Raw genomic sequence first — 13,631 nt, 5'->3', positions numbered from 1 at the left:
TAAATTGAATCAGGTGTGTCGGTTGGCAGGATGCCGCCAGTTGCTTGCCGATCAAAAATCGGTCGGCGCGCCGCCTTCGGCCGTGCGCTTTTCGACGAAGTCGTTGAGCTCTTCACGGATCGCCGGGTCCATATAGGGTTCCTCGTAGGATGCCAGCCGCTCCTTCCAGACCTTGTTGGCCTTTTCCAGCGCGGTCGGCGATCCGGCTTCGGCCCAGGTCTCGAAATTGCGCCAGTCGGAGAGGATGGGCGAGTAGAAGGCTGTCTTGTAGCGGTCCTGCGTGTGCTGGGTGCCGAAGAAATGGCCGCCGGGGCCGACCGACTGGATGGCGTCGAAGCCGAGCGCTTCGTCGGACAGGTCGAGCGGGGTGAGGAATTCGGCCACCATCTGCAACAAGTCGATGTCGAGAATGGTCTTCTCATAGGAGCAGCGCAGGCCGCCTTCGAGCCAGCCGGCGCCGTGCATCATCAGATTGCCGCCGCCCTGGATGGCGCCCCACAGCGAGAACACACTTTCATAGGCTGCCTGCGCGTCGACGGTGTTGGCGGCGCAGGTATTGGAGGTGCGGTAGGGGATCTTGTAACGGCGGGCAAGCTGGCCGCCGACAAGCTGCGCCTTCATATATTCAGGCGTGCCGAAGGCCGGCGAGCCCGACTTCATGTCGACATTCGAGGTGAAGCCGCCATAGCCAACCGGCGCGCCCTTTCTCACCATCTGGGCAAAGGCGATGCCGGACAGCGCCTCGGCATTTTGCTGCACCAGCGCACCGGCGATGGTCACCGGCGCCATCGCGCCGGACAGGGTGAAGGGCGTGATGACGACGACCTGACCCTTGCTCGACATCTGGATGATGCCTTCCATCATCGGCACATCCAGTTTCAGCGGCGAATTGGTGTTGATGATGGTGAAGACGGACGGCTCTTCGAGCATCTGCTCATGGCTGATGCCGCGGGCGATCCTGGCGATCTCGATGCCGTCGACATTGCGCTCCTTGCCGAGCGAATAGATGTGGAACACCTTGTCGGTCAGCGTGGCGAGGTCGCGGATGCATTCGAGGTGGCGCACCGACGGGTGGATGTCGGTCGGCTCGACCGGATAACCGCCGGTGCAGTTCAGGATGTTGTGCATCTGCGCCAGACGCAGGAAGTTGCGGTAGTCCTGCTGGTTGCCCGGACGGCGGCCGCGATCGAGGTCGGAGCAGTTCGGTGCCGACGCCATCATCGACAGGATCACATTGTTGCCGCCGAAGCGCACATTGTGCGCCGGGTTGCGGGCATGGAGCGTGAATTCCGACGGGCAGTTGGAGATGAGATCGAGGATCATGTCGCTGTCGAAGCGCACGCGCTCGCTGCCCTCGCGGACATCGGCGCCGTTTTCCTTCATCATGCGGCGCGCTTCGTCATGCAGCACGTCGACGCCTATTTCCCTCAAGACGCGCAGCGAGGCGAGGTGGATCGATTCCAGCTCGTCGTCAGAGACCAGCTTGGTCGGCGTTAGCGGATTTCTCAGTTGCCGAAAAGCCGGCTGTTCGAAGGCGGCCGAGCCGCCGGCGCGCTTGCCCGCACGGCCACCGCGACGGGCACGGTCGGCTGCCAAAGGCGGTTCGGCTGGATGCAGGGCGGCGGTCATGATGGTCCTCGTACGATGCTGGTAGCGGGCGGCATAATGGACCGGCGGCTGTCCGGCCATTGCGGAGGCGGCGACCACTAGGACGAGGGAAGCGACATGCCCGAACGGCAGTCCGATAGCTGACAACCTTGCCGGGGATTGGCGGACAGGACGCGCCCACTGCGGCTCTTGGCGCAAGGGGATTTCAGGCGCGGCCCTTCCTTTCCCTAAATCGAACCGCTAGCTCAATGGTTTGCCGCTGGATCGGGCCGGCAATTCATGTGGAAGGCATCATGGCTGCGACCGCTTCGAGCGATGGCGAAGCGGGGACGCAATGGGCGGCGCTTGCCGGCGTAACTGCCGCCCTCGCGATGTTCGGTGCGGCGCAAGGGCTGAGCTCGCCGCTGTTTACGCTGCTGATGCAGAAGCAAGGCATGTCGCCGGCGCTGATCGGCTTGTCGGCAGCGATGATGCCGCTTGGCCTGATCCTTTCGGCCTCGTTCGTGCCGGCAGCCGTTCGGCTGGTCGGCGCGCGCAACCTGGCTGTGGGTTGCTCATTGATTGGGGCGCTGTGCTTCCTCGGCATCGGCTACCTGCAGGACTGGGTGGGCTGGTTCGTCATCCGCTTCATCATCGGTATCGTCATCAACCCGCTCTATATACTGGGCGAAGTATGGGCGCTGTCGCTGGCGCCGCCGTCGCGCCGCGGCAGGGTGATGGGGGCATTCAACACCGTGCTGGGCGCTGGCTATGCTGCGGGGCCTTTGGTCCTGACCGCGGTTGGGATATCGGGCTGGGTTCCTTTCCTGGTCGGCATGGCCGGCTTCATCCTGTGCGCCGCGATCCTTCGTGCTGTTTCGTCAAGCCTCGCCGGCTTCGAGGATGACGGCCAATTGCCCGGCGGCTTTTTCGGTTTCGCCAGGCTGGCGCCGGCGCTGTTGTTTGCCGTGCTGGTTTCGGCGGCGGTCCAGCAGGGCACCTACGCTTTGATGCCGGTCTTCGGTGCCGCCTATGGCCTGCCCGAAAGGACGCTGGCGGCCCTGGTGATGGCACTGTCGCTGGGAAACATCTTCCTGCAAATCCCGCTCGGCCTGCTGGCCGAGCGTTTCGGCGGGCGGGCGATGATCATCTTCTGTGCGTTGGCGACAACGACCTGCGCGGTTTTGCTGCCGTTGCTGATCACGATGCCGGCGATCTGGCTCGTCCTTCTCGTCATGGGCGCTGTCGGCTACGGCGTCTACACCATGGCGCTGGTGGAACTCGGCAGCCGCTTCAGGGGAACCGTGCTGGTCGCCGGCAACGCCGCCTTCGCATTGATGTGGGGCGCCGGCGGCATTGTCGGCCCGCCTGGCGCCGGTGCCTTGATGCAGATCATCGGTCCGCTCGGTCTGCCGGTGGTGATCGCCGGACTCGACGCGCTGCTGGTGAGCTTCGCGCTCTATCGATCGTTCAAGCGCCAAAACTCCTGACGGCCCAAAAGCTCCTGACAGGCCTTGTCTGGAGCAAACGGTTTTTCGCGGGGCGGGGCTTACCCGCGTCGGACAGAAAAGCTAGTCCTGAACCTGGTTTAGGTGCCAATGATGAACCTGGCGGAAGCTGACAACGAGAAGATGCAGTGGGCGGCGATCAGCGGCGTGATCGCGACCGTCTCGGTGTTCGCCATCGCGCAAGGCCTGTCCTATCCGCTGCTGAGCTTCATCCTGCAACGCCAAGGCGTTTCGCCGGCCATCATCGGGCTCTCGGCGGCAATGACGCCGATCGGCTTCATTGTCTCGTCGCCGCTGATCCCGGCACTGGCGCGCCGGTTCGGGGCAGGGCGCACCGCGCTTACCTGCGCGGCGCTTTCGGCTATTGTGCTTGCGCTGATCGGCTGGACGCAGAATGTCTATCTGTGGTTTCCTCTGCGCTTCTTGATCGGGGTGGTGACCAATCCGCTCTATGTCTTGAGCGAAATCTGGGTCATTGCACTGGCGCCGCCATCGCGCCGCGGTCGCGTCATGGGTGTCTATTCAACCATCATCTCGGCCGGCTTCGCTGCCGGGCCGCTCTGCCTGCTCGCTGTCGGCACCGTGGGATGGCCGCCATTCCTGGTGGGGATCGCCGCCTTCATCTTCTGCGGCGCCTGCCTGGCGCTGGTGCTGCCGCGACTGCCGAAGGTCGACGAAGCCGGGCACAGGGTTTCGGTCATGGGCTTCGTGCCACTGGCATGGCTACTGCTGTCGGCGGTGGTCGTTGCCGCCGGTTTCGAACAGGGCGTGCTGGCGCTGCTGCCGGTCTACGGCACGCACTATGGCATCGCGGAAGCGCGCATGTCGGCGCTGCTGTCGGTGATGATCGCCGGCAACATCGCCATGCAGGTGCCGCTCGGCTTGCTGGCGGAACGGCTGACGGCGCGGCTGGTGCGATTCATCTGCGTCGTGGTGACGGTGCTGGGCTGCGCCCTGTTGCCGCTGCTCATCGAGACGCCGCTGATCTGGCCTTGCGTCTTTATCTGGGGCGCGGTCTCCTATGGCATCTACACCATGTCGATCATCGAGCTCGGCGACCGCTTTACCGGCTCGGCGCTGGTCGCCGGCAATGCCGCCTTCTCCCTGATGTGGGGCGTCGGCGGCATCGTGGTGCCGCCGCTGGCGGGTGGCGTCATGGATGTGATCGGCGCCTCCGGCCTGCCGATCACGCTGGGCACGATTTGTCTGGCACTGGCTGTGGCCACGGTCCTGCGCCGGCGGATGGTTTGAGGCCGCATTCCCCCGATGACCTGACGTACCATCTTGAATAAAACCGCTTGCAACGCGATGTAGGCAGGGCTGCCCGCCACTAGCCTGGAGACCATGCGTGACCCAATCGACGACAAAACGCCAGACGGATGCCACCGTGGAGGACAAGTTCCTCTGGTTGGAGGACCGGACCAGCAAGGAATCGCTCGACTGGGTGCATCGCCAGAACGAGATCACCGTGGCCGAACTACAGGGCGATCCGTCCTACCAGGCGGCGTTCGAGACGGCGCTCGACCTGATGACGGCCGAAGACAACATCGCTGTGGGCGCCGCGCTCAACGGCCAAGTCTATAATTTCTGGCAGGACAAGACCAATGTGCTCGGCCTCTGGCGCCGCACGACGGTCGCCTCCTACAAGACCGAAAAGCCCGTGTGGGAGACGATCATCGACTTCGACGTGCTGTCGGCCAAGGAGGGGGTGAAGTGGGTGTTCAGCGGCGCCAGCCGCCTTTACCCCGATTTCAACCTTTGCCTGGTGGCGATGTCGCCGGATGGCGGCGATGCCAGCGAGATGCGGGAATTCGACATCGAGACCAAATCATTCATCGAGGGCGGCTTCCGCGCTCCGGCCTCGAAATCCGGTTTTTCCTGGCTGGACAAGGACACGGTCATTGTCTCGGCTGCCTTCGATGAAGACGACAAGACCCAGTCCGGCTATCCGCGCGTCGTCAAGCTGTGGAAGCGCGGTACCCGGTTGGAGGAGGCGACGCCGATCTTCGAGGCCGAGAAGCAGGATCTCGCGGCCGGCGCGGGGGTCGAGCATGATGGCGACAGGCAGTATTTGTTTCTGGCCCGCACGATCGCCTTCTTCTCCTCGCACAGTTTTCTGCGCCTGCCGTCGGGCGAAAACCGCCGCATCCCGTTGCCCGACGATGTCACCGACACCGCGCTGTTCAAGGGCCGGTTGGTGTTCGGGGTGCGCAGCCCATGGACGGCGCCGGGCGGCACTGAGTGCTTGCCGGACGGCCTCTATTCCTTCGATTTCGAACACTGGATCGACACCGGCGACCTGGGCCCTGTTGAAACCATGCTCGCGCCAGCGCACCGTGTTTCGGTCGCCGGCATTGCCCGCACTCAGGACCGGCTGTTCATCAATCTGATGGACAATGTGCGCGGCAAGGTCGTTGTCGCCGAGCGCAGCGGCGACCGCTGGTCGCTGAAGCCGGTGGCGCTGCCCGAGAACGGCAATGTCGGCATCGGGCATGCCGAGCATTTCGGTTCCAGCGTCTCCTTCTCCTTCACCGATTTCCTGACGCCGAGTTCGATCATCTGGTCGGATGATAACGGGGCGACGCTGGCCACCGTGAAATCGCAGCCGGCTCGGTTCGACGCCGCGCCGCTGGTCTCCGAACAGTTCGAGGCGCGCTCGAAGGACGGCACAATGGTCCCGTATTTCGTCGTCAGGCGGCGCGACCAGAAGGGTCCGGTGCCGACGCTGCTCTACGGCTATGGCGGCTTCGAAATACCGCTGCTGCCCGGCTATGCCGGCGTGCGCGGCAGGCTGTGGCTGGAAAAGGGCAACGCCTATGTGCAGGCCTGCATCCGCGGTGGCGGCGAGTTCGGGCCGGCCTGGCATCAGGCCGCGCTGAAGGGCAATCGCCAGACTGCCTTCGACGATTTCGCCGCGGTGGCGCAGGACGTCGTCAGGCGCGGCATAGCCACGGCTGCTTCCCTCGGCATCCAGGGCGGCTCGAATGGCGGCCTGCTTACCGGCGTTTCCCTGACGCAGCATCCCGAACTGTTCGGCGCCGTCATCATCGAGGTGCCGCTGCTCGACATGCTGCGCTACACCGAACTGCCGCCAGGCGCCTCGTGGATCGGCGAATATGGCGATCCGGCAAAACCGGAAGAGGCCAACTGGCTCGCCGCCTATTCGCCGTACCATCATGTCTCGGCCGATGCCGTCTATCCCCCGGTGCTGCTCACGACATCAACCGCCGACGACCGCGTCCATCCCGGCCATGCCCGCAAGATGGCGGCGAAGCTGCAGGAAGCAGGTCACGGCAAGACGTTGTTCTTCGAGGAGACGGAAGGCGGCCATGGCGGGCGCGGCGACCGCCGGCCGCAAGCGGCGCAAACCGCCATGAAATACGTGTTCCTGCAAAGGGTATTGAGCGGCACCGCTTGAATTCCGGGCCTCGGGCGGCATAGACTGCCGCCATGGTCTACATGAGCACATCCGGCGCCTTCGGGGTCGCGGTGACACCGTCGCCGCGCACGCTGCGCGCCGAACTGCTCAGGCTGTGCGCCCGCATCGGCTATTCGCCGCCCGCCGTCCTCTGACGAAGTCGCCCCGGCAGCTTGCCGGTTTGATTCCAGAGGAAAGAGCAAACCCATGACTTACCAGAACTATTCGCTGAAGCAGCTTCAGCAGATTGACGCCGCGCATCATCTGCATCCCTTCACCGACCACAGGGAATTGCGCGAGACCGGCTCGCGCATCATCACCCACGCCAACGGCCCGTTCATCTACGATGCCGACGGCACCGAAATACTCGACGGCATGGCCGGGCTGTGGTGCGTCAATGTCGGCTATGGCCGCGACGAGCTGGCCGACGCCGCTTACGCGCAGATGAAGGAATTGCCCTACTATAATTCCTTCTTCAAATGCTCGACGCCGACGCCCGTGCTGCTGTCGAAGAAGCTGGCCGAGCTGGCGCCCAAGGGCATCAGCCAGGTTTTCTACGGCTCCTCCGGCTCGGAGGCCAACGACACGGCGCTGCGGCTCGTGCGCCACTATTGGGTGCTGGAAGGCAAACCGGAGAAGAACCGCATCATCTCGCGCAAGTCGGCCTATCACGGCTCGACCGTCGCCGGCACGTCGCTCGGCGGCATGGATTTGATGCACAAGCAACTCGGCGGGGCGGTTCCCAACATCGTCCATGTGATGATGCCCTATGCCTATGAGTTGGGGCTGCCCGGCGAAAGCGACCATGATTTCGGCCTGCGCGCCGCCAAGGCGCTCGAGGATGCCATTCTGGAGGCCGGCGCCGACAAGGTCGCGGCCTTCATCGGCGAGCCGGTGATGGGGGCGGGCGGGGTGAAGATACCGCCGATGAGCTACTGGCCGGAAGTGCAGCGAATCTGCCGCAAATACGATGTGCTTTTGATGCTGGACGAGGTCATCACCGGCTATGGCCGCACCGGCGAATGGTTTGCGGCGCAGACCTTCGGCGTCGAAGCCGACACCATCACCACGGCTAAGGCACTGACCTCTGGCTATCAGCCGCTGTCGGCGCTGCTGGTCGGCGACCGTATCGCGGCGACGCTGGTCGAAAAGGGCGGCGAATTCTACCACGGCTATACCTATTCGGGTCACCCGGTGGCCTGCGCGGTGGCGCTGAAGAATCTCGAGATCATGGAGCGAGAAGGCCTGGTCGACAGGGTCAGGAACGACACTGGACCTTACTTCGCCCAGGCGCTGCAGGAGCGCATTGCCGGCCACGAACTGGTAGGCGAGGTGCGATCGATCGGGCTGATGGGCGCGGTCGAGATCGTCAAGGACAAGGCGACCAAGGAGCGCTTCCTGCCGGCGGGCAGTGCCGCCGTCACCGTCCGCGACCACGCCATCGCGCAAGGCCTGATGCTGCGCGCCACCGGCGACACGATGATCCTGTCGCCGCCGCTGATCTGGACCCGCGCGACGATCGACATGGCTTGCGATCGCATCGCCAAAGCGCTGGATCTGGCGCAAGCGGATTTGCGCAAGAAGTAGATGGAACGACAGCCGGGCGCCTTGCAATCAGGGCGCCCGGACTGTGCGCCTGCTTATCGTCAGGGTCGACGGGGTCAGCGCACCGATCGTGCTGGTCAATGAAGACCATCAGGCAATTCCGAACGCTGCAATCGGAATATAATTCAGACCGAGCAGTATAGTACTGCAAGACGCAAAAACCGCGCTCCATGGGAACGCGGCTTTGCCAGATACGCATGGCATTTCGCCAACAATACACTTGCGAAACTTACGGGCTCCGGTACGCGAGACCTGATCCGGAGCGCCGGGCGGATGCGATATGTCCGCCTCGCCATCCGTTATATAGGCACATCGTTACCGCAGGGTTATCGAGAGCTTAAGCAAATCTAAATTTGCAATTTTTCCGCGCAATAAAAATCGAGAAAAGCGCTGCCAAATTCGAAACTTATAGAGAACTGCCGCGAAGGAAATTTATGATGCCGGAAAAATCGTCGCCGCCATTTCCCTGGGCGTTGAACAGCGCATAAAGCTGGGCCGCTACGGCCCCCATCGGCGTCACCGCGCCGGCGCTTTGGGCGGCTTCCTGCGCCAGTTTCAGGTCCTTCAGCATGAGTGCCGCGGCAAAGCCCGGTTTGTAGTCGCGGTTGGCGGGTGAGGCCGGCACGGGACCCGGCACCGGGCAGTAGGTGGTCAGCGACCAGCACTGGCCCGACGAGGTCGAGGCAACGTCGAACAGCGCCTGATGCGAGAGGCCGAGCTTTTCGGCCAGCACGAAAGCCTCGGCAACCCCGATCATCGAAATGCCGAGCATCATGTTGTTGCAGATTTTGGCTGCCTGACCGGCGCCGTCGTCGCCGCAATGGACGATGCGGCCTGCCATCGGCTTCAGGACCGGTTCGGCCTTGGCGAAGGCATCCTTGGCGCCGCCGGCCATGAAGGTCAGTGTTCCCGCAGCAGCACCGCCGGTGCCGCCGGAGACGGGGGCGTCGATCGAATGCAGCCCGTGTTCCCTTGCTACGGCATGCGCCTTGCGGGCCGACTCGACATCGATGGTCGAGGAATCAATGAACAGGGCGCCTGGTTTGGCCTTGGGTGTGATGTCCTCGTAGACCGAGAGCACGTGCTTGCCGGCGGGAAGCATGGTGATCACGACATCAGCGTCTTTCACCGCCGCCACGGCATTCGCCGTGACAATGACGCCATGCTCGTGGGCGACGGTGAGGTTTTCCGGCATCAGGTCAAAGCCGTGCACCGTGTGCCCCGCTTTGACGAGATTGGCAGCCATCGGGTTGCCCATATTGCCGAGACCAATGAAGGCGATGGTGGTCATAGCGGTGCTCCATGATGAGTAGGCAGTAGGCAGTAGGCAGTAGGCAGTAGGCAGTAGGCAGTAGGGCGACCTATTCGGGTGCGAGTTTGAGAATAAGTTGGCGAAGCATTTTTCCGATGGCCTCGGCTGCCAGAAGCAGGTGCTCAGCTTGCCCATGCGTGGCAACGCCAATGCGTTGAGCGATTTGGAGGTGTGTCTCGAACTCCTTAAGCGAGCCTTGGGCTATCCTGAGAAATTGCTGATAGGAGCCTCGGTTGTCTCGGCCATAGCCTTCCGCGATGTTTGCAGGGATAGAGGTTGCTGAACGGCGGATTTGGCTGGTCAGCCCATATATTCCTCTTTGGGCCATGTCTTGGTCAATGAGTAGGTGCTGACAGCCAGATCCATCGCCTGCTGCCATACGATAAGATCCTTGTACGAGTTGATCTTGCCGGTCATCTTTGCCTACTGCCTACTGCCTACTGCCTACTGCCTACTGCCTACTGCCGTCCGATCAACGCCCGCGCGATGATGACGCGCATGATCTCGTTGGTGCCTTCGAGGATTTGGTGGACGCGCAGGTCGCGCACCAGTTTTTCGATACCGTAATCATGAAGATAGCCGTAACCGCCATGCAGCTGCAGCGCCTCGTTGGCGACGTTGAAGCCGATGTCGGTGACGAAGCGCTTGGCCATGGCCGACCATTTGCCGGCGTCCGGCGCCTTGCGGTCTAGCTTCGAGGCGGCAGCATAGAGGAAAATGCGTGCCGCCTGCAGTTCGGTTTCCATGTCGGCCAGCCGGAACTGCAGCGCCTGGAACTGGTTGATCTTCGAGCCGAAGGCTTTGCGTTCGCCCGTATAGGCCAAAGCCTTGTCAAGCGCCGATTGCGCGCCGCCGAGCGAGCATGCCGCAATGTTGAGGCGGCCGCCGTCAAGGCCGGCCATGGCGATGCCGAAACCTGCGCCTTCCCCCGACAGCAGGTTTGCAGCCGGCACCTTGCAGTCCTCGAAGATCACTTGGCGGGTCGACTGCATGTGCCAGCCCATCTTGTGCTCGTTGGCGCCGAAGGAGAGGCCGGGCGCATCCTTCGGCACGACGAAGGTGGAAATGCCCTTCGGCCCGTCGGCGCCGGTGCGCGCCATGACGACATAGAGGTCGCTGTCGCCGGCCCCGGAGATGAACTGCTTGGCGCCGTTAAGCACATAGTCGTTGCCGTTCTTCACCGCGCGCGTCTTCAGCGCCGCGGCATCCGAGCCTGAACCCGGCTCGGTCAGGCAGTAGCTCGCCAGCCATTCCATCGAGGTCAGCTTCGGCAGGAAGCGTTGGCGCTGCTCGTCGTCGCCGAAGCGGTCGATCATCGACGCCGCCATATTGTGGATCGAGATGAAGGAGGAAAACGCCGGATCGGCGTGCGACAGTGCCTCGAAGATCAGCACGGCGTCGAGCCGGCCGAGCGCCGAGCCGCCGACATCATCCCTGACATAGATGCCGCCGAGGCCGAGCGGGCCGGTCTCGCGGATTACATCGGCGGGAAAGTGTCTTGCCCGGTCCCATTCGAGCGCATTGGGCGCAACGCGATCGGCGGCGAAGGCCTGTGCCATCTCCTGGATGGCGCGCTGTTCCTCGTTGAGCTCGAACTGGCTGGTGCTCGCATCGACCGCGGCGTCCATGGCGTGCTCCCTGTGTTCCCCAACTGGGGTTGGCTTGCTGGCCTGTTGTTTTTGGCTTTGCGCGCCGCTCAATCTAGACCAATGATGCCGCCGCGCAACCCGGCTCGCCGCGCAGCCGCTGTGCATGAATGGATCAACGGAGCATTGCGTGCCGACATATTTCGACGAATTGCTCGACCGCTTCCATGCCTATCTCCGGGGCGTGGACAACGCGCTGGTGCGGGACGCCGTGACCCGGATCGGCTGGAATATGACGGCGCGCGTGCTCGAAGCGCATCCGCTGCCTTGCCTTGGTCTGCTCGACCGCATTGTCGAACTGGCGCCGCCGGACCCGCAGCCTCTGGTGCAACTGCTGGCGGAGCGTCGTGACGATCTGTGCTGGGGGCAGACCTACAACGCGAGCGATTTTGGTGAAGCGTTCTTGCAAAAATACGGCTGGCTGGAGGTGTTTGGCACGCGCGGCCATTTCGCCAATGAAGAGGTCGCGGCCGGATTGCTGATCCTGGGACCCGGCATCACCTATCCCGACCATCATCACATTGCCGAGGAGATCTACATTCCGCTGACCGGCGGCACCGAATGGCGCATGGGCGAGGGCGGCTTTCACATCCGCCAGGCGGGCGAAATTATCCATCACGCCTCCAATGTCAGCCATGCCATGCGCACCGGCAGCGAACCGTTGCTGGCGCTCTACATCTGGCGCGGCGGGCCGCTGTCGCAGAAGTCGACCGTTTCCGGCGCGCAGGGCAGGGGCTGAGCATGGCCAAGGCGATCATGCTGCAAGGCACGGGTTCGGATGTCGGCAAGACGGTGCTGGTGGCGGGGCTCTGCCGCGCGGCCAGGAATCGCGGGCTGAAAGTCAGGCCGTTCAAGCCGCAGAACATGTCGAACAATGCCGCCGTCGCCGACATTCCGGGCGACAACCGCCCCGGCGGCGGCGAGATTGGCCGTGGGCAATGGCTGCAAGCGCTGGCATGTGGTGTTCAGCCGACCGTGCATATGAATCCGGTGCTGCTCAAACCCCAGAGCGACATCGGTTCGCAGGTGATCGTGCAAGGCAAGGTGTTCGGCGAGGCGCGAGCGCGCGACTACCAGACAATGAAAGCGGGGCTGATGGACGCCGTGCTGGAGTCCTGGACGAAGGTCGGTGAGGGCGCCGATCTGGTCATCGTCGAGGGCGCCGGATCGCCGGCCGAAATCAACCTGCGCAGCCGCGACATCGCCAATATGGGCTTTGCCACACGCGCCGACGTGCCGGTCATCCTGGTCGGCGACATCGACCGCGGTGGCGTCATCGCTTCGGTCGCCGGCACGCATCTGATCCTGCCGGAGGAAGACAGGCGCATGATCGTCGGCTACCTCATCAATAAGTTCCGCGGCGATGTCTCGCTGTTCCACGACGGCATCCGGTCGATCGAAAGCTTCACCGGCTGGCGCTGCTTTGGCGTCGTGCCGTGGCTGAAGGCGGCGGCGCGATTGCCTTCGGAGGATTCGGTCGTGCTCGAACGCCTAGCGTCGGGTGAGAAGCGGGCGTTGAAGGTCGCGGTGCCGATGCTTGGCCGCATCGCCAATTTCGACGACCTCGACCCGCTCAAGGCCGAGCCGCAGGTCGAAGTGGTGTTCGTGCCGCCTGGGCAGCGCTTGCCGGAGGATGCCGGCCTGGTGGTCATTCCCGGTTCCAAATCGACGATCGGGGATCTCATGAAATTCCGCGAGAATGGCTGGGATCGCGATCTCCTCGCGCACCGCAAACGCGGCGGCCATATCGTCGGCATTTGCGGCGGCTTCCAGATGCTCGGCCGCCTGGTGCGCGATCCCGATGGCATCGAGGGCAGCGTCACCGAGGCCGAGGGACTCGGCCTGCTCGACATCGAGACGGTGATGGAGCCGGAAAAGACGGTGCGCAATGTCAGCGCCCGCTCAGTCCCGTTCGGCCTCGCGCTCGAGGGCTACGAAATCCATCTCGGCCGCACCACCGGGCCGGACATGGCGCGGCCGTCGGCTGTGATCAACGGCATTGACGACGGTGCCATTTCCGCCGACGGCAAGGTTTTTGGCACCTATCTGCACGGCCTGTTTTCCGCCGACGCTTTCCGGGCGAGATTCCTGGAAAGCCTCGGCGTGAAAGGCGGCGGCATCGACTATCGCGCGGAGGTGGAAAAAGCGCTGGATGAGATCGCCGCCGAGCTGGAGCGCCATCTTGAGTGCGATGCGATTTTTGGGTTAGCAAGGTAGGACCATCCACCGTTTCGTCATCCTCGGGTCTGCGCGTCCGTTGCTTCATGGTCATCCTTCCGCTCGGAAGAGCCTAACAGACCATGCATCCAAAGCAAAAGCGCCCGGCTTTTGACCGGGCGCTTCGAATTGCAGAAGTCGCGGGCGCCTAGGCGCCGCGCATCAGGCAGGCGGCGGCAAGCACGATGTATGCGATGAGGACAATCCACACCGCAGCCAGAGGAATGAACGCAAGAACGCCGAGCGCGGCGAGCACGCCGATGATGGCGATGACAAGGGATATGATGAAAACAAGCTGAGTGGGTGCACTAAGATTCATGTGTGGTCCCTCCAACATG

At 63.4% G+C, this 13,631-nt stretch carries 11 protein-coding genes and 1 pseudogene; 7 read left to right on the top strand and 5 right to left on the bottom strand.

The genetic code is table 11. The features are described from left to right. Positions 1-51: 51 nt before the first annotated feature. Positions 52-1,629, bottom strand: coding sequence for a trimethylamine methyltransferase family protein (locus tag NKK52_RS12855; protein WP_023681762.1), 1,578 nt, complete (start codon positions 1,627-1,629; stop codon positions 52-54). A gap of 272 nt (positions 1,630-1,901) precedes the next feature. Between NKK52_RS12855 and NKK52_RS12850 the strand changes: the two genes are divergently transcribed. The 5 genes from NKK52_RS12850 to NKK52_RS12830 all read left to right on the top strand — a co-directional run bounded on the left by NKK52_RS12850 (position 1,902) and on the right by NKK52_RS12830 (position 8,100). Continuing rightward, entirely contained in the window at positions 1,902-3,077 is a 1,176-nt protein-coding gene (locus NKK52_RS12850) for an MFS transporter (RefSeq protein WP_023681761.1), read from the top strand. 111 nt (positions 3,078-3,188) lie between these two features. Continuing rightward, entirely contained in the window at positions 3,189-4,346 is a 1,158-nt protein-coding gene (locus NKK52_RS12845) for an MFS transporter (RefSeq protein WP_352445985.1), read from the top strand. Positions 4,347-4,443: 97 nt separating this feature from the next. Continuing rightward, positions 4,444-6,513, top strand: a complete 2,070-nt coding sequence (locus NKK52_RS12840; RefSeq protein WP_023681760.1) for a prolyl oligopeptidase family serine peptidase — start codon at positions 4,444-4,446, stop codon at positions 6,511-6,513. A 32-nt stretch (positions 6,514-6,545) separates the two neighbouring features. After that, entirely contained in the window at positions 6,546-6,668 is a 123-nt protein-coding gene (locus NKK52_RS12835; protein ID WP_023670422.1) for a hypothetical protein, read from the top strand. A 52-nt stretch (positions 6,669-6,720) separates the two neighbouring features. Next, positions 6,721-8,100: an aspartate aminotransferase family protein gene (locus NKK52_RS12830; RefSeq protein ID WP_023681759.1), complete on the top strand. Its 1,380-nt coding sequence runs from the start codon at positions 6,721-6,723 to the stop codon at positions 8,098-8,100. Between the two features lie 424 nt (positions 8,101-8,524). On the opposite strand, the gene mmsB is transcribed toward NKK52_RS12830, so the two are convergent. The 3 genes and pseudogenes from mmsB to NKK52_RS12815 form a co-directional block, all read right to left on the bottom strand. Next, the gene (mmsB, locus tag NKK52_RS12825; protein WP_023681758.1) at positions 8,525-9,409 is read right to left on the bottom strand and encodes a 3-hydroxyisobutyrate dehydrogenase; all 885 of its coding nucleotides are present in this window, start codon (positions 9,407-9,409) and stop codon (positions 8,525-8,527) included. A 70-nt stretch (positions 9,410-9,479) separates the two neighbouring features. After that, positions 9,480-9,847 (bottom strand): annotated as a pseudogene (locus NKK52_RS12820) (four helix bundle protein). Between the two features lie 41 nt (positions 9,848-9,888). After that, positions 9,889-11,058 (bottom strand): isobutyryl-CoA dehydrogenase, encoded by a 1,170-nt coding sequence (locus NKK52_RS12815; RefSeq protein ID WP_023681757.1) that lies wholly within the window; start codon positions 11,056-11,058, stop codon positions 9,889-9,891. Between the two features lie 148 nt (positions 11,059-11,206). Between NKK52_RS12815 and NKK52_RS12810 the strand changes: the two genes are divergently transcribed. Both NKK52_RS12810 and NKK52_RS12805 read left to right on the top strand, forming a co-directional pair. Beyond that, a complete protein-coding gene (locus tag NKK52_RS12810) occupies positions 11,207-11,815 on the top strand; it encodes a dimethylsulfonioproprionate lyase family protein (protein ID WP_352459147.1) in 609 nt (202 codons plus the stop codon). Positions 11,816-11,817: 2 nt separating this feature from the next. After that, complete coding sequence (locus NKK52_RS12805; RefSeq protein ID WP_352629066.1) at positions 11,818-13,293, top strand: cobyric acid synthase; 1,476 nt, start codon at positions 11,818-11,820, stop codon at positions 13,291-13,293. Between the two features lie 148 nt (positions 13,294-13,441). Here NKK52_RS12805 and NKK52_RS12800 read toward each other — a convergent pair whose 3' ends face one another. Then, complete coding sequence (locus tag NKK52_RS12800) at positions 13,442-13,612, bottom strand: hypothetical protein (protein ID WP_023670429.1); 171 nt, start codon at positions 13,610-13,612, stop codon at positions 13,442-13,444. Positions 13,613-13,631 lie beyond the last annotated feature (19 nt).

It is taken from the genome of Mesorhizobium sp. C277A (genome assembly GCF_040324395.1).
Lineage (GTDB): Bacteria > Pseudomonadota > Alphaproteobacteria > Rhizobiales > Rhizobiaceae > Mesorhizobium.
This window is presented reverse-complemented; position numbering and strand designations above follow the sequence as displayed.